Genomic DNA, 19,883 nt, shown 5'->3' on the forward strand with positions numbered 1-19,883 from the left:
TCAAAACATCTCCTTTTTTAAATTCGTGTGAACCCCTGTACGATTACCAGCGGAGAACCTGAATACCTTTGACAATGTTCCAAACAAACACAATGACATTTAGTAAACTAAACAATAGAAAACCTAAAATGATCACAACTCCTATATCCATCATAAAAACAGCCACTAACGCAAGAAGGATAGTGAGGAATGGAAGGAGATGAGAAACAATCGAGCGCTTCGCATGGTAAGAAACTTCTTCATCCTTCACCACAAAATAAACGATGATTGGGAAAAGAAACGGTGCGAAAAAAACGCTAAAATAACAAAGGGAGGACATCACTTTCTCAACAGACATAATTGCTTCCCCTTTCAATATTCTCTAACTATCTATACGATTCGTCAAAAAGAAAGTTTCAAAAATGAAAAAGAAAAACGAAAAGACAGCGATCGCTGTCTTTTCCAATTATACTGACTGTGTTTGTTCTAATCTTTTCTTCATCCGATTCTTATCACGCTCTAGAATTGGGGCAAGGTAACTTCCCGTATAGGAACGCTCTTCTTTTACAATTTTTTCCGGTGTGCCGGTTGCAATGATTTCACCACCACCGTCGCCACCTTCAGGTCCAAGATCAATGAGGTAATCAGCGGTTTTGATGACATCTAGATTATGCTCAATAATGAGGACAGAATCACCGTTTTCAACAAGTCTCTGTAAAACTTCCAGTAACCTTGAAATATCGTCTACATGTAATCCCGTAGTCGGTTCATCAAGAATATATAGGGTTTTACCCGTTGAACGTTTGTAAAGTTGTGAAGCTAGCTTCACACGCTGTGCTTCACCACCGGATACGGTTGTTGCAGGCTGACCTAATTTAATATAGCTTAACCCGACATCATAAAGCGTTTGTAGCTTACGATTAATCTTTGGAATGTTTTTAAAGAAATCTAGACCATCTTCTACCGTCATCTCAAGAATATCGGCAATATTCATACCCTTGTATTCAATTTCAAGCGTTTCACGATTATAGCGTTTGCCATGACATACTTCACACGGCACATAAACGTCTGGCAAGAAGTGCATTTCAATTTTAATAATCCCATCACCACGACAGGCTTCACAACGTCCACCTTTGACGTTAAAGCTGAATCGTCCCTTCTTATACCCGCGAACTTTCGCTTCATTTGTTTGTGCAAAAACATCACGAATGTCATCAAAAACTCCTGTATATGTTGCAGGATTTGAACGTGGCGTGCGGCCAATTGGAGACTGATCGATATCAATGACTTTATCCACATTCTCGAGTCCATTTATTTTCTTATGCTCACCTGGTTTATCCTTTGCTTTATGGAGTTTCTGAGCAAGTGCCTTATATAAAATTTCATTAATAAGTGTACTTTTACCAGAGCCAGATACACCCGTTACACAGGTGAATAATCCAATTGGAATCTTCGCCTTAGTGTTTTTTAGATTATTTTCTTTTGCGCCTACTATTTCAATATATCGACCGTCTGGTTTTCGACGCTCACTCGGAACAGGGATAAATTTCTTGCCTGATAAATATTCCCCTGTTAAAGAATCCTCGTCATCCATTATTTCAGCAGGCGAGCCTTCTGACGTAATGTATCCACCGTGGGCTCCTGCACCAGGTCCTATATCAATAATATGATCTGCCGCTAACATCGTATCTTCATCATGCTCCACAACGATAAGTGTATTTCCAAGATCCCGCATGTTCTGAAGGGTTGATATTAAACGATCGTTGTCACGCTGATGTAGTCCGATAGACGGTTCATCCAAAATATACAGTACACCCATTAATCTTGATCCTACCTGGGTTGCAAGTCTAATCCGCTGCGCTTCACCTCCGGATAATGTACCAGCTGATCGGTTAAGCGTTAAATAATCCAAACCAACATTGACAAGGAAGCCAAGTCGATCCTGGATTTCTCGTAAAATCATTTTTCCGATTGTAGCTTCTTTTGCAGTTAAATCCAACTGATCAAAAAAGCCAGCAGCATCTTTAATCGCATACTCCGTTGCTTCGCCAATATGTTTCCCATTAATTAAGACTGAGCGAGCTTCTTTCTTTAATCGATAACCTTTACAAGTTGGACAAGGTTTTTGTGCCATATAGGCTTCCATTTGCTCACGGATATAATCAGAACTAGTTTCACGATAGCGTCGTTCAACGTTTGGAATAACTCCTTCAAAAGGAACGTTATTTTCACGAACCTGCCCAAAATCATTTTCATAACGGAAGTAAACTTTTTCCCCATCGCTACCATAAAGCACTTTATCGAGCTGTGCTCTAGGAATTTTGTCTACTGGGGTATCCATATCAATTCCAAAATGATTACAAACACTTTGAAGTAGCTGCGGGTAGTAATTGGAACTTACCGGCTCCCAAGGTGCAATGGCATGTTCTCGAAGGGATTTGTCCCAATCCGGTATGACTAGGTCAAGATCCACTTCAAGTTTCAGTCCTAAGCCGTCACAAGAAGGGCAAGCACCAAATGGACTGTTAAAAGAAAATAATCTCGGCTCCAATTCCCCGATTGAAAAACCACAGTACGGACAGGAATGATGTTGATTGAAAAGAAGCTCTTCCTGCCCCATCACATCTACGATCACCTGGCCACCACCAAGATTAAGGGCGGTTTCAAGTGAATCTGCTAATCTTGATTGAACGCCTTCTTTCACTACAATACGATCAATCACAACTTCAATGGAATGTTTCTTGTTTTTTTCTAGCGAGATCTCATCCGCAACTTCCAACATCTCTCCATCTACTCGTACGCGAACATAGCCTTGCTTCTTAATATCTTCTAATACTTTCACATGCTCACCTTTACGACCTGAAACGACTGGGGATAGAATTTGGAGCTTAGTTCGCTCTTCATAAGTCAGTATCCGATCAACCATTTGCTCGATCGTCTGTGACGTAATTTCTACGCCATGACGTGGACAAACAGGACGTCCGATTCTTGCAAATAGAAGACGGAGGTAGTCATAAATCTCGGTTACCGTTCCAACCGTTGAACGAGGGTTACGACTTGTTGTCTTTTGATCAATGGAAATGGCGGGAGACAGACCTTCAATAGCATCTACATCCGGCTTATCCATCTGTCCAAGGAATTGTCTTGCATATGCTGATAACGATTCAACATACCGTCTCTGTCCTTCTGCATAAATCGTATCAAATGCTAGAGATGATTTCCCTGATCCTGACAAGCCTGTTACAACAACAAGCTTATCTCTTGGGATCGATACATCTATATTTTTTAAATTATGGGCTCTGGCCCCTTTGACGACGATCTCATCGTTTGCCATCTGTTCGTCATCCTTCCGCTTTAAGCTCTAATAGTAGGTCACGAAGTTCTGCAGCACGTTCGAAATTCAGTTCTCGTGCAGCTTCCTTCATTTCAGTTTCCACATTTTCAATCACTTTAGCACGCTCTTGCTTCGTCATCTTACCTTGCTTAGGAATCTTGTATTCTTCTCCATCTTCAGCTGCAACCGTTGCTCTTATACCTTCACGCACTTTCTTTTGAATTGTTGTAGGCGTAATGCCGTATTTTTCGTTGTATTCTTGTTGAATTTCTCTTCTACGACTCGTTTCATTCATTGCCACTTCCATTGAATTGGTGATTTTATCAGCATACAAGATAACATGACCACCTGAATTTCGAGCAGCACGTCCGATTGTTTGAATTAAAGAACGCTCAGATCGTAAGAACCCTTCCTTATCTGCATCTAAAATTGTAACAAGAGATACTTCTGGGATGTCGAGACCTTCCCTTAGAAGGTTAATACCAACAAGAACATCAAATACACCTAATCGGAGATCACGAATAATTTCAATTCTTTCGAGAGTCTTTATTTCAGAGTGAAGGTATCGTACCTTTACCCCCATTTCAAGCAAATAATCCGTTAAATCCTCTGACATCTTTTTCGTGAGCGTCGTCACAAGTACCCGTTCATTACGTGCAGACCGCTGATTGATTTCATCTAATAGGTCATCAATCTGACCTTCGATTGGACGAATTTCAATCGTCGGATCAAGAAGACCGGTTGGGCGAATAATTTGTTCGACGACTTTGGTTGAATGCTCTTCTTCATAGGTCCCTGGCGTTGCAGATACATAAACAAATTGATGAGCCTTCTCTTCAAATTCTTCAAAGCGAAGAGGGCGATTGTCTTTTGCTGATGGTAAGCGGAAGCCATGATCCACTAGCACACCTTTTCTTGCCTGGTCTCCATTGTACATTCCTCTTACTTGGGGAAGCGTAACGTGAGATTCATCAACCATAATTAAGAAATCATCTGGAAAGTAGTCCATTAATGTATATGGCGTTGCTCCTGCTTCTCTTAGTGTCAAATGTCTAGAATAGTTTTCAATTCCTGAACAAAAGCCCATTTCAGCCATCATTTCAATATCGTATCTCGTTCGCTGTTCAAGACGCTGAGCTTCAAGAAGTTTGCCTTCTTCATTTAAAATCTTCAGTCTCTCTTCAAGCTCAGCTTCAATTCGCTGTATCGCGATTTTTAACTTTTCTTCACGGGTAACGAAGTGTGAAGCCGGGAATATAGCCACGTGCTCTCTTTCTCCAAGAATTTCACCTGTTAGGGAATTCACTTCAGTAATTCGATCAATTTCATCTCCAAAAAATTCGACGCGAATACAGTGTTCATCTCGTGAGACAGGGAAAATTTCCACAACGTCTCCTCTAACGCGGAACGTACCACGTGTGAAATTAATATCATTCCGGGAATATTGAATATCGACCATATCGCGCAACAGTTGATCACGATCTTTTTCCATTCCTTTTCGAATTGAAAGTACTAGACTTCTGTATTCCTCTGGATTACCAAGACCATAAATACAAGAAACACTTGCTACAATAATGACGTCATTACGCTCAAACAAACTTGATGTTGCAGAATGTCGTAGTTTATCTATTTCGTCATTAATACTTGCATCTTTTTCGATGAATGTATCCGATTGAGGTATGTACGCTTCTGGTTGATAATAATCATAATAGCTCACAAAATATTCCACAGCGTTATGCGGAAAGTACTCCTTAAATTCACTATATAATTGACCAGCAAGCGTTTTATTGTGCGCAATAATGAGGGTCGGTTTATTCACCTCTTGTATCACGTTAGACATTGTGAACGTTTTACCAGTTCCTGTTGCGCCGAGCAACGTTTGATGGCGTTCATTATTATGAACACCTTGTACAAGTTTCTTAATGGCTTCAGGCTGGTCGCCTTGAGGCTCATAATCAGATACCAACTCGAACTTTTTTTCCACCATCTTCGCCTCCGTTCCTATCATCCATGTCACTTATTATATCACAGAATATGGTTTAAACTTCAATTAAAGCGAACTGATATTCGCATTTTATTTTCAAGGTTATCTTTCTCTTCATACAAAACTATTGTATGCTGTTAAAGGTTGATTCACAGTGTAGCGGAATTCACGCAGTACTAAGTTTTACTACAAAGGAGTTTTAACATTGCTGCTTTTATGGGCTTTACCACTTGGCCTCTCAATCGGTGCTGTCTCAGGATTTTTTGGCGTAGGCGGGGGATTTCTCCTCACACCTATTCTTTTGTTACTTGGTTATTCACCTGCAACAGCAATCACCATTAGCCTTCTTTATAGCATGAGCACTTCGATTTCTGGATCTTTGAAGTATATTCAAAGTAAAAGAATTCTATGGAAAGTGACTCTTTTTCTATCGATTAGTGGCATGATCGGAACACAGGTTGCTAAACCACTTGTCTTATATTTGGAAGAGAGCAAAATCGATGGTCCAGTTATCTCAATCTTATATATCGTTCTTCTCGCATACTTTTCCATATCCATGCTTTCCAAAGGACAAACTATAGATGAAGAAAATGTTTCTATTTCTGTTTCCCCTCTTCGAACAATTTTAATCGGCTTACTAGGCGGATTTATTTCTTCTACTCTTGGAGTGGGGGGCGGTTTTGTCATGGTACCACTATTAATTCATGTACTACGTCTTCCGCCACGACTTGCAGTGGGTACATCTTTAACTTCCATCTTCTTCATTGTATTGACCGGTTTCTTCTCATATATTCAAACGGTTACCATTCCGATCACCCTTGCCATTCTCTTAGTGATTGGAGCGATCATTGGAGCTAGAATCGGAGCAGGAATGACAGATTCTTTCACTGAAACCACATTAAAAAATCTTCTTGGCATTCTTTACTTTTTTACGTTAGTTAGTATTCTATTACAGCTATTCCATCAGTCGATTTCAGGCCTACTCATTCTATTTCTCTATATTATTTGCCTAATGTGTCTCTTCATTTACCAGTATTGGACGAAAAAGAAGCGCCTATTCTTTTTAAAATAGGCGCTACTTCATTTTTTTCTTATTTTGTTTTTGTGTTTTCATTGAAAAATAAAATCCAACAAGCGCTGACAAAATCGTTAAGACAATCAAATGTATCGGATGATCGATTCCACCAAACACAGCCCACATAAATAAAATCGTTAACCCGAAACTAACGTAAGTATTATATGTAACTCGCGTAAACACGACCATGATAATTGCCGGAACGAATAAAGCAATTAATATTCCTTGCATACTGGTAAGTTCCCCTCTCTAATCACAACTTCTCCCCCCATCTTACAACAAGTTAGGGAGAGAATGCTATGATCAGAAAAGAAAACTCATCATTGTAAAGTCGTTTCTTATCACATAGGATAAGAAACGACTTTACAATGTAGTAAACTGAGCTGCATCCCAGGGCTTTGGAGTTCCAAATTCACGAGCTAGCTTTCTACTTTCACCTTTGCGACCTTTACGAATCTCTTTTCGTTCAACAGCTGTTTCATTCAAGAATTTCTCCTCTTCTGTTTCAGGGTAAACACCTGGTACCTCAACTGGATTTCCTTCTTCATCAAGGGCTACAAATGTTAACAGCGCAGTCGCACATACGTGACGTTCACCAGTGAACATTTTCTCTGCAATTGCTTTAACAAAAACCTCCATTGATGTTTTGTGTGTCCACGTCACCATGGATTCAAGACAAACAATGTCTCCTTGATTAATCGGATGAAGAAAATCCACTGAATCAGTTGATGCTGTTACACAGGGTCTTCTTGAATGACGAGTTGCTGAAATAAGAGCAACGTCATCAATGAAGGCCATCAGTTGACCCCCAAATAATGTTCCATGAATATTTGTATGAGTCGGATTGACTACGGTTGCTTTAGCCGTTCTTGACTCATTGGTAGACTTCATATTTGTATCTTCGAATACATTGTCCATTCTAATCACCTTTACTTTCTTAATGGCTCTGCTAATACACTGGGTTCTAGATTTATACCCTAATCGAGTAAATCTGTGTTGTTAGTAACAAATGACAAAATTCAACCCTTTATAGCTTATTTACTATATTTAAATCCTTTTTCACTAATCCGAGTAATAGGATAATCTTTTGACTCTGCGAGCATTTCAAGGATATTAAAAAGGGATGACTTTGAAATAGTGATTCTATAATGCTTCTCTAGTAGATCTGTCAGGTAAAGCGGCCCCATCGCCACTTGAGAACGTTCAAGGGTTTCTACGATTTCGGAAATTGGAGCTCTTGTAACGACAGACGCGCTACCGTGCATTTGATTCATAATTGTCTCACGCTCTATTTCAAACTTTTGAAGCAACTTCATTTCTCTTTCATTAAGATCCATTAATTGTTGCTGCAACTGCTTTTCTCCAGTCATTGCGACATGCTCCTTTACGTTAAGAATGATCAAAGTGTAGCAAGCGTTTTGCTAACATACAAGACATAGAAAATCACTGTAAACGCAATCATCCAAGGGATGAAACGGTTTTCTAACTTCCATATATTTCTTGAATAGAACCTATAACTAAATGGCATAGAAACAAGTACAACTTTATTGTTGAAATAGGTTTAATTCTATAAGTGACAAAGAGAAACATAACTTTTGCTATTTAACGAAAAATAGCATAACAAAAAAGAAGAAAGCCTCAGCCTTCTTCTAACGATTCGTTTATTATTGTGCTTCCTCTTGCTCCTCAAAACGATTTTCTTTTACAAATAGCAAACCAAGCTCATGATGAGTATTATTATAAAGCGCTTTTTGCTCAAACCTAACTTCTCCATTAACATCAAGCACTTCCATTTTACAAAAAGCGGCATTACGTTGAAGAGCCGTATAAAAATCTACACCTTTTCCTAAAGGTAGCCCATTCACCTTAGAAATGACTTCGCCAACTTGTAAGTTCATTTGATCTGCAGGTGAGCCAGGGAGAATTCCGAGAATAACAAGTCCTTTATTTCGTTCATTGAAATAGGCAGGCTTATTTTTACCTCGATGAAGAAGTAAAATACCAGCTCGTCCAAGAATCACTAGAATGATTGCAACTAATGCAATCCATTTATTACTCAAAAAGTAACTCATTAGACCAATTAAGACCGTCGCTCCCCCGAGAAGAGCAACCTGCCTACCATTACTCTTCATCTCTGGAAGGGGTAATGCATGGTGTATAAGCTTTCGAAAGCCAATTGGATATGGCAATAAGATAAAGGCATAGGTGCCAGCACCAAAATCAAGAAGAGGCCACCATGTAAATGATTCAACCTGACCGACTGGAAGGAAGAGGAATAGTGGTAAAAGCCATAGTCTTTGGACTTCATGGGCCCCCACTAACTTTCCACGTTTACTTTCTACGAGTCTTGGTGACGTCTGTTTCCCGGCATTCATCGTAATGAATAACCCTTCCATGAATACTAGAAAGCCAACTAAAATAGCGAGTGCAATCGGCGATGCATTCCCGATCCCCTCTTGCATCGTATTGAGAGTATCGTTACCGAGATCGATTGGAGTATAAAAAAACGTTGCTAGTGTAGGTAAGATGAACACAAAAGCAGGTGATAAAAAACGAATTTGTCCTGTTACTAAAAGCAAAAATGCTCCGAGACTCATTGCTACGGTGGTACTGAAAGGAATCGTTAAACCAAGCAAAAGATTAAGTATCAGAAAAGCGGCTCCAATCAATAATCCAGGTATGATAGCAAATGGAACATCGTCCAAAACATCATGTACTCTTGTGTGAAAATCTCTTCTATCACGTTTTACTCGTGAAAGGCCGAGCATAAATGCTCCAATAATCGTAATATACGTGAGGGGATGAAGGAAAAAACTAATAATTCCCTTAAGTATTGAAAGGCCAAAAGTGTCCATTTTATATTCCTCCATGCTTGTTAGCAGTTACTAAATGACTGGCTATGTTATATGAATGTTCCGCTCTGTCATGAGAGAATTATCGAAAATACCCTAACATTGCCAAATAATCATGAGACAACCAATCTAGTTTACCTCATTTTGAAAATGTCTTCTACTTGTTCAACGTGCTTATCATGGTCGAAAAAAATTCCGCAGGATTTCCTGCGGAATAGCTTCGACATCAACAGTTCATTTCCTTCTTGAAATTATTTAGCAAGGAGCTCCACCGCTGTCTTAAGCTGCACATCGTTATCAGGATTGCGAATGGAATCAATAATTTTTTCCTGAAGTTTCTGCGCAGTTTTTTCATCTATTTTCCCAGTAATATTTATATCATTCGAACGTTGGAAAGCTTTTACTGCTGTAACTGTTTTATCACTAAAATAACCGTCTTTGCGTCCCGGTTCAAAACCAAGGCCTTTGAGCATGATTTGCGCAGACTCTACTTGCTCGCTGTTCTGATCAAATTCTAACGTCTTTTCAGTAGATAATGGATTTACATAGAAGTAATCAGGCTGCTTTGCTTCAACCGTTGGCTCAATTCCTTCTTTATGAATCCAGTTGCCATCTGGTGTTAACCATTTAAACATTGTCAGTTTAATATTACTGCCATCTCCAAGGTCTAGCGTTGATTGAACCGTTCCTTTACCAAATGACGTTTCACCGACCAAATCATAATCGCCTGCTTCTTTAAGCGCTCCGGCAAGAATTTCTGCAGCAGATGCACTCCCACGATCAATAAGTCCTACGACAGGATAATCTTTTTTCTCTTCAAGAGTAGAAACAGAACGCTGCTTCTCTCCTTCACGATCTTCAATTTGAACGTAAGGTTTGTCATTAGGAATCAGTTCTTCCGCCATATCCGAAACAACATTTAACAGGCCTCCTGGATTATTACGAACGTCAAGTACCAAACCATCAATGTCCTGTTTTTCTAATTTAGTCAACTCTTCTGAGAAGCTTTTAGCTGTATCCTCTGAGAATGAAGTGATTTGCAAGACACCGATTGTTTTTCCGTTTTCTTCTACCGTACTTGCACGGACCGTTTCGATAGGAATCTCATCACGAGTCACTTCTACCTTCATAGTCTCTGAAGCGCCTGGGCGTTGAACGCCGAGCGTGACAACCGTGCCTTTCTCCCCACGAATCTTTAATACGGCATCATACAAATCAAGTCCTTCTGTGCTTTCACCGTCGATCGTCATGATTTTATCATTCGGACGGAGGCCTGCTTTCTCAGCAGGTGAATCTTTATAAGGTGACACTATCGTTACTCTTCCCTCAGTCATATTCACTTCCGCCCCGATTCCCTCAAAGGAAGAACCAAGTGATTGGCTAAATTGCTCGGCTGTTTTAGGGTCCATATAGACTGAGTAGGGATCTTCAAGAGTATCTACCATTCCTTTAATAGCTCCATCTAACAACTCTTTTTGATCGACATCATTTACATAGCGATCCTGGATTAATTCATAAGCTTTGTTAATTTTCGTTAGCTCTTCTGTCTCTATTTCATTACCGGAACCAAGAGTTAAAGATTGAGTGCTCCCTTCAGGCTCGTCCTGTAATAAAGTGAAGGCCGCGTATGTACCACCTGAACCGATTACGAGGGCGATCACGACAAGTAAAGCGACAACTTTCCCCTGTATCTTCATTGTACTCACCTCTTCTAATTTGAAGGAAAAGGCACCCCATCATAACGATGCGATGCCTTTTCATCTTATTGTACTATATGATTCAGTTGTTTTCATTATGTTTCCATCTCAAATTGTGAGGGGGAAAGCCCATTGAAGCGAGGCTCATCTAATTATCGAATGTAATTCATTGGGTCAACAGCATTTGACTTACTAGAGTTCCATGAACCTTTGTGAATTTCAAAGTGTAAATGTTGTCCAGTTGAATGACCAGTATTCCCCATTGTACCAAGGTAAGTTCCCTGACTTACTGACTGACCTGTAGAAACTGCGCGATTTTGCAAATGAGCATACACTGTTGTGTACATTTGACCATTGATACTATGCGTCAAGAATACTACATTACCATATGAATCTGAATGATAAGATCTTAATACTGTTCCATCTGCAGCAGCTGATACTGGGTTTTGACCACCTTGAGCAATATCAATTCCTGCGTGGAACGTTCCCCAGCGGCGGCCTAATCCAGATGTAATTGGACCAGCAGCAGGCTTAATGAATGTTGCGTTACTAGAAGGCGCTGGTGCTGGCTCAGGAGTTGGCGCCGGTGCTGAATTTGAACTGCTTGAACTATTTGAACTGCTAGACTTGCTTGAGCTTGCCGCTGCTTCCTTTTTCGCTTGTGCTTCAGCTTCAGCTTTTTCTTTTGCCGCTTTAGCTGCGGCTTTACGCTCTTCTTCAGCTTTACGAGCTGCTTCTTCAGCACGCTTAATCTCTTGCTTTACTGCTTTTTCTTGAGCTGCTAGAAGTTCAGCAGTTTCATTTAAGTCCATCATATGATTATGAAGATCGCCTTCTTCTTCTTCAAGGGACTTCATTAGCTTATCTTTTTGAGCTTTTTTAGAATCAAGCTCTTTTTTAAGATCTTCAAGCTCTGCTTTATTCTCTTCAAGAGAGGCAAGTTTCTCTTCTACTTGAGCTTTCTTTTCTTCTACTGCCTGCTTGTCCGCTTTATGCTCTTCAAGAATCTTTTTGTCTTGATCAGCGATTGTATTAAGAGCAAGAACGCGTTCTACTAGATCACCAAAATCAGTAGCACCAAGTAAAACTTCCATGTAATCAACTGTTCCGCCACCGTTTTGTTGCATAGAGCGAATGCGATCTTTCAATAACTTATCACGCTCAGCAATACGGTCTTCTAAAGCGCTAATTTCTTCTTTCAACTGATCAATTTCAGCATTTGTATCTTTAATTTCCTTCTCTTTCACTGAAATCTTCTCATCCGTTTCAGCTACTTCTTTGTTTAACTGTTCAATTTCTGCTCGAACATCTTCTTGCTCTGCTTTCACGTCCGCAAGTTCAGATTCCTTTTGCTCAAGCTCTTCCTGGTTTGAAGACTGCTTTTCTTTGACATTATTAAGTTGATCATCAAGATTTGCGGCTTCAGTCGTTTGTGGAAGTGCTGCAGTTGTTAGTCCGCTTAAACCTAGAGTCAATGTTAGAGCCGTTGCTAATATTTTACGCTTCAATCTTTGTTCCTCCCCCAAAATAGATGAATCTATTTATCTCTTAATTTTCATTTTAAACTTTTAAGAATTTACGCATTGATGTAAGACTTCCCCATACTCCGATAATCACACCGAGGATAATTAACAACCCTGATAGCTGGTAAACAAACGGTGTTACCGGTAGTAAATCGATGAATAAAGTTGGGAAACGATTTGCTATTAATTCAATTAAATAGTAATAGCCGTAGATTAGAATTCCAATTGGGATAATCGAGCCGAAAATTCCAATTAGGATACCCTCTACTAGGAATGGCCATCGAATGAACCAGTTCGTTGCTCCCACTAGCTTCATAATTTCAATTTCATGACTTCTGGCAACAATTGTTAGTTTAATAGTATTAGAAATGAGGAACATGGCTGTAAATAGTAATCCAACCACAAGGGCCAGTCCAACATTTCGTGCGATCTCAAGAACTTTAAAAAGTCTGTTCACCGTATCTTCTGCAAACTCAACATCTTGTACATTTTCTAGCTGCTTAATCTCTTCAGCAACTGCCGTTACATTCTTAGGATCTTTGGTTTTGACCAGGAATGCGTCACTTAAAGGATTTTCTTCTCTTAATGACTCGAACACTTCACCTTCATCCCCAAGGTTATCAATTAAATTATCCAATCCTTCTTCTTTAGATTGATAAGTAACAGATTCCACTTCAGAAATGTTCTCGATCCTAGACTTAAGTTCATCTTGCTGTTCTTGCTGAGCCGTTAAATCAATAAATGCGCTGATTTCAACATCACTTTCAAGCTGATCACCAAAAGCATTTAAATTAAGAAGCAATGCGAGACAAACGCCGACTAAAAGTAGTGTAACGGTAACCGCAGAAATCGAAGCGAAGGTCATCCAGCCATTTCGACCAAGATTTTTGAAACCTTCTTTTCCGTGGCGACCAAACGTTTTAATTTTCATACCCGTACTCACCTCTTGCTTCATCACGGGTAACTATACCGCCATCAATTGCAATAACACGTTTTCTGAATGTATTCACAATATCCTTATTATGGGTTGCCATAATAACAGTTGTACCGCGATTGTTGATTTGATCTAGTAAATCCATAATGCCCCATGCAGTTTCTGGATCCAGATTCCCGGTAGGCTCATCTGTTAGCAGAATGTGAGGGTTATTGACGATCGCTCTTGCTATTGAAACCCTCTGCTGTTCCCCACCTGAAAGTTCGTCTGGTAAGAACCTTGCTTTGTTTTTCAAATTAACGAGACTTAGCGTTTCCATGACTCGCTTGCGCGTATTTGCTTTACTTTCCTCGATGACTTCAAGAGCAAAAGCGACGTTCTCATAAACGGTTAATCTTGGCAAAAGTTTAAAGTCCTGAAAAACAACGCCGATTTCGCGACGTAGCTTAGGGATGTACTTACTCTTCAATTTGCCAACATCTTTTCCATTAATTACGATTTTTCCACTTGTAGGCTTTTCTTCCCGATACATCATTCTCATAAATGTTGACTTACCGGCGCCACTTGGTCCTACTATGTAGACAAATTCACCTTTATCAATTGTAATATCGATACCGTTTATGGCTTTGATTCCATTGTCGTATGTTTTCCAAACATCTTTCATTTCGATCAAACTGTACCACTTCCTACTTGCTTAAATTCTCGATGCAAATTCTTAGGAGTTAGTTTTATTATTGGTGTTTTTATTTTTGATTAGTTCCTTTACATCTGAAGATATTATAACAAACAAATTCGCTATTTTAAGACAAATTTTTATTACATTTTTATTTCAAGACTCTCTTGATCTGACATCTTCTGCAATAATACATTAATAACTAATAGATTATTACACAATTATCTATGCTTAACTTTGTCAAGAAGGGAAATACAAGAGATACCCTCTCTCCTTCGTAATATTACATCCTCCTTTTTCCAAGTTTATAATCAAAAATACGACAATAAAAAAAGCACTATTCAGTGCTTCTTCTCTACTTATTTCATATCCGCTAGCCAGCTTGCTACGTTTTCTTCCACTTCCGTATCTCCACGTAAAATATTCCCAGGCATTTGCCCTTTCCCGTTTTGAATGACAGAGAGAATCTCATCTTTCGATAACCGTGAGCCTACATTTGAAAGTTGTGGCCCTACTTTCCCCTCAAGGTTGTCTCCATGACAGCTTAAGCAATTCGTTTGATATGTAGCTTCTGCGGCATTAGCATCATATTCACCAGAAGCTTGGCCTGCATTCCCATTTTCTAAGTTACCTTCTTTTGAAGAGCCCTCATTCTTGCTATTTTCATTATTACTCGCACCACATGCAGCTAAACTAAAAATCAGAACAACTACAAACAGAAACCCCATCCACTTCTTCATTATCTTCACTCCTCATATATACTGCCACCCATTGGACAAAGTAAAACCCTCACCTCTAATGGAGCTCACTTTCATTTACAATAGCCGGCTTACTCTCTTTTAAAACCTTCTCCTAGCACTTCAGTGGCGTTGGATACAATCACAAATGCTGAAGGATCAACCCCCTTCACGAGCTCTTTTAGCTTTGTAACCTCATTTTGCGCAACAACAACCATTAAGATGGGACGCTTATCATTGGTGTATCCACCCTGACCTGAAATTCTTGTCACACCTCGATCTATTACAGTGATGATTCCTTCACGCAGTTCTTCTTCTTTATCTGAAATAATAAGAGCCATTTTCGAGTAGCCCAATCCTAGTTGAACAACATCAATTGTTTTACCTGTTAGATACATAGCAATAAGGGCATAAAGTGCTTCTTCTAGGCTGAACACAAACGCTGAAGCAACGACAATTAAGCCATCAATCATAAATACACACGTTCCGAGCGAAACTCCTGTATACTTGTTTACAATTTGTGCAGCAAGGTCCGTACCTCCAGTAGAGGCCTTTCCCCTGAATACAATTCCAAGGCCAATCCCAACTCCAAGACCACCGAAAAGGGCACCTAATAACGGATCTGTTGTCGCTGGTTCTACGTTCTCTGTCAATTTTACGACAAAAGGTAAGAAGAGAGTTCCGACCAAGGTTTTTGGACCATACTTTTTCCCCAGAAAGATTAAACCACTTATAAACAATGGAATATTAAAAGCCCACTGGACATATGCCGGTTTCCAATCAAAGACTCCTTTTGTAATGGTACTGATCCCGCTTACCCCACCAGAAGCTATGCTATTAGGGAGTAGGAAAAGGTTAAAGGCAATCGCCACAAGGGCGGATCCTACCATAACGCTTAAATATTCAAGTATCTTATGTGCTGGTGAAACCTTTCTTGCTGTAAATTTCGCTAACGTTGCTATCATAACTGCATTCACTCACTTACCTCTATGATTTAAGTCACTGCTCATTTCTAAGCAAAAGCCTTCAGTAGTATATCATCGGGCATATGGGGTGTAAACCGCATTGTAGCAGCGCGTTATCAAGTTGAAGCACTTCTTTCTCCCTTTATACTTTGCCCCATTTATGACAGAAACATGAAGAAGCGATTGGTGATCACAAAGGGTAAACGACCGAAAAGTAAACAACGTACACTAACATAGCCTTTAAATAAAAAAAGCCGACCTGATTCTACAGGTAGGCTTGAAGTTAGTTTCAATCATTTAAACGAGAACGGAGAAAAGCATCAATAAATGGATCGAGATCGCCATCCATGACAGATTGAGTGTTCCCAACTTCCATATTTGTACGATGATCTTTTACCATACTATATGGATGGAAAACATAAGATCGAATTTGACTACCCCAGCCAATTTCTTTCTGCTCGCCTCGGATCTCATCGAGCTCTGCTTCTTGTTCTTCAATTTTCAATTGATATAGCTTTGCTTTCAACATTTTCATGGCCTGTTCTCGGTTTTTAATCTGAGAACGTTCTCCCTGACAACTAACAACTACTTTAGTAGGAAGGTGAGTGATTCGAACGGCAGAGTCAGTCGTATTAATGTGCTGACCACCAGCACCACTCGCACGATACGTATCGATCTTCAAATCTTCTGTGCGAATGTCAATCTCAATTTCATCATTAAATTCAGGCATTACTTCGCAAGAAACAAAAGAAGTATGACGTCTGCCGCTTGAGTCAAATGGTGAGATACGAACAAGGCGGTGGACGCCTTTTTCTGCTTTTAAATACCCATAAGCATTATGACCTTTAAAGTTTAACGTAACACTTTTCACACCAGCTTCATCACCAGGGAGGTAATCAAGCGTTTCAACTTTAAATCCTTTTTTCTCACCATAACGCGTATACATTCTAAGAAGCATCGATGCCCAGTCTTGTGATTCTGTACCACCAGCACCCGGGTGAAGTTCAAGAATCGCATTATTTTTATCATGCTCTTCGCTTAGAAGAAGCGTAAGTTCAAATTGATTGACTGCTTTTTTTAGATCTTTAATTTCTACTTCAAGATCTTCAAATAACTCCTGATCGTTTTCTTCTTTCACAAGTTCATAAGAAACTTCCAAGTTCTCATATTCTTCTTGAAGAGAATCGAACTCATTAACAGCTTCTTTTAGAGAATTTGATTCATTGATCACTTTTTGAGCGGCATTTTGATCATTCCAGAAATCTGGATCAGTCATTTGAATGTCTAATTCATCGATACGGGCTCTTTTATTTTCGAGGTCAAAGAGACCCCCTAAAGTCGTTTAATCGTGTTTCAATTGTGTTTAGTTCGCTTCTAATTTCATGCATTTCCATCGTCTGCACCTCAAGTTTTTCGTTATTTTACATAGAATAAGCAGGTGTTCAGCTTTGAACACCTGCCCGGCATTATTCTGCTTTGCCGTGACAATTCTTATATTTCTTGCCACTACCACAAGGACAAGGATCATTTCGTCCAATATCCTGCTTTTTCTTAACAGGTTTTGGCTTCGAGCTTCCTTCTTCTTTTGGATTAACGGCTTTGCCTTCTGCTACTTTTTCTCGCTTTAGATTACTTTCAATCTGAGCTCTCATAATATAGGTAGAGACTTCTTCTTCTATCTCTGTAACCATGTCCTCGAACATTTCAAATCCTTCAAATTGATACTCGCGTAAAGGATCATTTTGTCCGTAAGCGCGCAAGTGAATTCCCTGACGGAGCTGATCCATTGCATCAATGTGATCCATCCATTTACGATCAACACTGCGCAGAAGAATAACTTTTTCGAATTCACGCATGCGTTCCGGTTCGAATGCAGCTTCTTTTTCATCGTAATTTACTTTCATTTTCTCAACAAGAAGTTCTACGATTTCTTCCTTATCAAGGCCTTTGATATCTTTCACTGTTACCTGGCCTTCTTGAAGGAAGATACCTTTCGCGTGATCAATAATTGCTTGATGATCCCACTCTTCTTGAATATCCTCATCACCTGTATGAGCATCAACGATACGTGTAATAACAGAAGTCAGCATCGTTTCGACAATTTCACGTAAATTATCTGATTCAAGTACTTCTGCACGTTGAGCATAAATGATCTCGCGCTGTTGTCTCATCACATCATCATATTGAAGAAGCTGCTTACGAGCATCATAGTTATTACCTTCGACGCGTTTTTGTGCTGACTCCACTGCTCTTGATACAAGCTTGGATTCAATCGGCTGATCCTCTTCCATCCCGAGACGGTTCATCATGTTCATCATATTATCCGAGCCAAACCTTCTCATTAGCTCATCTTCCATAGAAATATAGAACCTTGATTCACCTGGGTCCCCTTGACGTCCTGAACGTCCGCGAAGCTGGTTATCTATTCTTCGGCTTTCATGACGTTCCGTACCTAAGATAAAGAGGCCTCCAAGATCAAGTACACCTGTTCCTAATTTAATATCTGTACCACGTCCAGCCATGTTTGTCGCAATCGTTACCGCACCTTTTTGACCAGCAGATTCAATAATTTCCGCTTCACGAGCATGGTTTTTGGCGTTTAGTATATTGTGAGGAATTCCGCGTTTCTTTAGGAATTGCGAAATCAACTCAGATGTTTCTACCGCCACTGTACCAACAAGAATGGGTTGTCCATGCTTATGACGCTCTTCAATTTCTCTAGAGAGTGCCTGGAATTTACCGTTAGTGGATTTATAAACGAGATCAGGATAGTCCATACGAGCAATTGGCTTATTCGTAGGAATCGCAATAACGTTCATATTGTAGATATTCCGGAATTCTTCTTCCTCGGTTTTGGCTGTACCTGTCATACCAGAAAGCTTTTCATACATTCTAAAATAGTTTTGGAATGTAATCGTAGCTAGCGTCATACTTTCACGTTGGATTACAAGACCTTCCTTCGCTTCAATCGCTTGATGAAGTCCATCGCTATAGCGACGTCCCGCCATTAAACGTCCAGTAAATGAATCAACGATTACAACTTCCTCATCTTGAACAACATAGTCCATATCGAGTTGCATGATAAAATTAGCTTTCATCGCCTGATTAATATGGTGGTTTAGTTGTACATGTTTGTAATCATATAAATTCTCAATAGCGAAGAATTTTTCTGCTTTCGTAATCCCATCTTCCGTTAATTGAACGTTCTTTGTTTTGATATCAACATTATAGTCGTCTTCTTCTTTTAGTGTTCTAACAAATTGGTTCGCTTGAATGTATAAAGTAGTGGACTTCTCAGCACTCCCAGAAATAATAAGGGGTGTTCTTGCTTCATCAATTAACACGGAGTCAACTTCATCAATGATGGCATAATGAAGAGGGCGTTGAACCATTTCTTCTTTATATAAGACCATGTTGTCACGCAAATAATCGAAACCAAATTCATTGTTTGTTCCATACGTAATATCTGCAGCATAAGCTTCGGCTTTTTCTTCTTTTGACAGTCCGCTAATGTTTAGTCCAACTGTTAAACCAAGATAGTGGTAAAGTTCTCCCATTTCTTCAGCGTCACGCTTCGCAAGATATTCGTTGACCGTAATAACGTGTACACCTTTACCAGTTAAGGCATTAAGATAAACAGGCATTGTGGCACTAAGGGTTTTACCTTCACCTGTTTTCATTTCAGCAATATTTCCTTCATGAAGAGACGCCGCTCCCATAATTTGTACTGGAAATGGACGCATACCAAGAACACGTTCAGATGCTTCGCGAACGGTAGCGTACACTTCTGGTAACATTTTATCTAGATCTTCACCTTTTTGAATCCGTTCTTTGTATTCTTCCGTTTTGTTACGGAGCTGATCATCAGATAACTTCTTCATTTCATCTGAGAAAGTCTCTACTTGATCTGCAATCTTCTGTAAGCGACTAACCTGACGTTCATTGCCATTGGGTATGATTTTTCGTAATAAACCTTTCATCAAAACGCTCCTCTTTTGTTGTCAGTAGAGTGCTATCATATATCTAACTAAACTAAGAATTTTTTATACTATGTAGTTATTTTAACAATTAGTTGCTAGAGGCACAAGAAAGTAAAAAACCATGCCTTCTTACAACTATATTAATGTAGA

The 19,883-nt window shown here is 39.5% G+C and carries 16 protein-coding genes; 1 reads left to right on the forward strand and 15 read right to left on the reverse strand.

Annotated elements, in window-relative coordinates; genetic code table 11:
• Window positions 1-43: 43 nt before the first annotated feature.
• From AC0VYH_RS18930 to uvrB, 3 genes are all read right to left on the reverse strand, one after another.
• Window positions 44-337 carry a magnetosome magnetite crystal formation protein family gene (locus tag AC0VYH_RS18930; protein WP_194218760.1) on the reverse strand — a complete coding sequence of 98 codons (294 nt, stop codon included), beginning with the start codon at window positions 335-337 and terminating at the stop codon, window positions 44-46.
• 108 nt (window positions 338-445) lie between these two features.
• Entirely contained in the window at window positions 446-3,313 is a 2,868-nt protein-coding gene (gene uvrA / locus AC0VYH_RS18935) for an excinuclease ABC subunit UvrA (RefSeq protein WP_475367969.1), read from the reverse strand.
• A 7-nt stretch (window positions 3,314-3,320) separates the two neighbouring features.
• Window positions 3,321-5,297: an excinuclease ABC subunit UvrB gene (gene uvrB / locus AC0VYH_RS18940; protein ID WP_430244942.1), complete on the reverse strand. Its 1,977-nt coding sequence runs from the start codon at window positions 5,295-5,297 to the stop codon at window positions 3,321-3,323.
• 205 nt (window positions 5,298-5,502) lie between these two features.
• Between uvrB and AC0VYH_RS18945 the strand changes: the two genes are divergently transcribed.
• Complete coding sequence (locus AC0VYH_RS18945) at window positions 5,503-6,369, forward strand: sulfite exporter TauE/SafE family protein (protein WP_194218758.1); 867 nt, start codon at window positions 5,503-5,505, stop codon at window positions 6,367-6,369.
• A 3-nt stretch (window positions 6,370-6,372) separates the two neighbouring features.
• Here AC0VYH_RS18945 and AC0VYH_RS18950 read toward each other — a convergent pair whose 3' ends face one another.
• The 12 genes from AC0VYH_RS18950 to secA form a co-directional block, all read right to left on the reverse strand.
• Window positions 6,373-6,603 (reverse strand): DUF2198 family protein, encoded by a 231-nt coding sequence (locus tag AC0VYH_RS18950; RefSeq protein WP_430244947.1) that lies wholly within the window; start codon window positions 6,601-6,603, stop codon window positions 6,373-6,375.
• A gap of 132 nt (window positions 6,604-6,735) precedes the next feature.
• Complete coding sequence (locus tag AC0VYH_RS18955) at window positions 6,736-7,290, reverse strand: acyl-CoA thioesterase (protein WP_242057229.1); 555 nt, start codon at window positions 7,288-7,290, stop codon at window positions 6,736-6,738.
• A gap of 116 nt (window positions 7,291-7,406) precedes the next feature.
• Window positions 7,407-7,742: a hypothetical protein gene (locus AC0VYH_RS18960; RefSeq protein WP_226615289.1), complete on the reverse strand. Its 336-nt coding sequence runs from the start codon at window positions 7,740-7,742 to the stop codon at window positions 7,407-7,409.
• Window positions 7,743-8,036: 294 nt separating this feature from the next.
• Complete coding sequence (locus tag AC0VYH_RS18965) at window positions 8,037-9,227, reverse strand: PDZ domain-containing protein (RefSeq protein WP_475365856.1); 1,191 nt, start codon at window positions 9,225-9,227, stop codon at window positions 8,037-8,039.
• A 248-nt stretch (window positions 9,228-9,475) separates the two neighbouring features.
• Window positions 9,476-10,915: a S41 family peptidase gene (locus AC0VYH_RS18970; protein WP_430245880.1), complete on the reverse strand. Its 1,440-nt coding sequence runs from the start codon at window positions 10,913-10,915 to the stop codon at window positions 9,476-9,478.
• A 158-nt stretch (window positions 10,916-11,073) separates the two neighbouring features.
• On the reverse strand, window positions 11,074-12,429 hold the full coding sequence (locus AC0VYH_RS18975) for a murein hydrolase activator EnvC family protein (RefSeq protein WP_475372920.1): 1,356 nt from the start codon (window positions 12,427-12,429) through the stop codon (window positions 11,074-11,076).
• Window positions 12,430-12,481: 52 nt separating this feature from the next.
• On the reverse strand, window positions 12,482-13,375 hold the full coding sequence (gene ftsX, locus AC0VYH_RS18980; RefSeq protein ID WP_430245873.1) for a permease-like cell division protein FtsX: 894 nt from the start codon (window positions 13,373-13,375) through the stop codon (window positions 12,482-12,484).
• Complete coding sequence (ftsE, locus tag AC0VYH_RS18985) at window positions 13,365-14,051, reverse strand: cell division ATP-binding protein FtsE (RefSeq protein WP_430245871.1); 687 nt, start codon at window positions 14,049-14,051, stop codon at window positions 13,365-13,367. Before ftsE ends, ftsX begins: the two co-directional genes overlap by 11 nt.
• A gap of 359 nt (window positions 14,052-14,410) precedes the next feature.
• Complete coding sequence (locus AC0VYH_RS18990; protein ID WP_430245869.1) at window positions 14,411-14,791, reverse strand: c-type cytochrome; 381 nt, start codon at window positions 14,789-14,791, stop codon at window positions 14,411-14,413.
• An 89-nt stretch (window positions 14,792-14,880) separates the two neighbouring features.
• Complete coding sequence (locus AC0VYH_RS18995; protein WP_303534350.1) at window positions 14,881-15,753, reverse strand: YitT family protein; 873 nt, start codon at window positions 15,751-15,753, stop codon at window positions 14,881-14,883.
• Between the two features lie 289 nt (window positions 15,754-16,042).
• Window positions 16,043-17,147 (reverse strand): peptide chain release factor 2 gene (gene prfB, locus AC0VYH_RS19000; RefSeq protein ID WP_430245867.1). Its coding sequence is split into 2 segments (ribosomal slippage): window positions 16,043-17,074 and window positions 17,076-17,147, totalling 1,104 coding nucleotides; the frame shifts between segments, so codons are not numbered across the junction.
• Window positions 17,148-17,219: 72 nt separating this feature from the next.
• Entirely contained in the window at window positions 17,220-19,733 is a 2,514-nt protein-coding gene (gene secA, locus AC0VYH_RS19005) for a preprotein translocase subunit SecA (protein ID WP_430245865.1), read from the reverse strand.
• Window positions 19,734-19,883 lie beyond the last annotated feature (150 nt).

It is taken from the genome of Anaerobacillus sp. QJM3NY_32 (assembly GCF_056173645.1).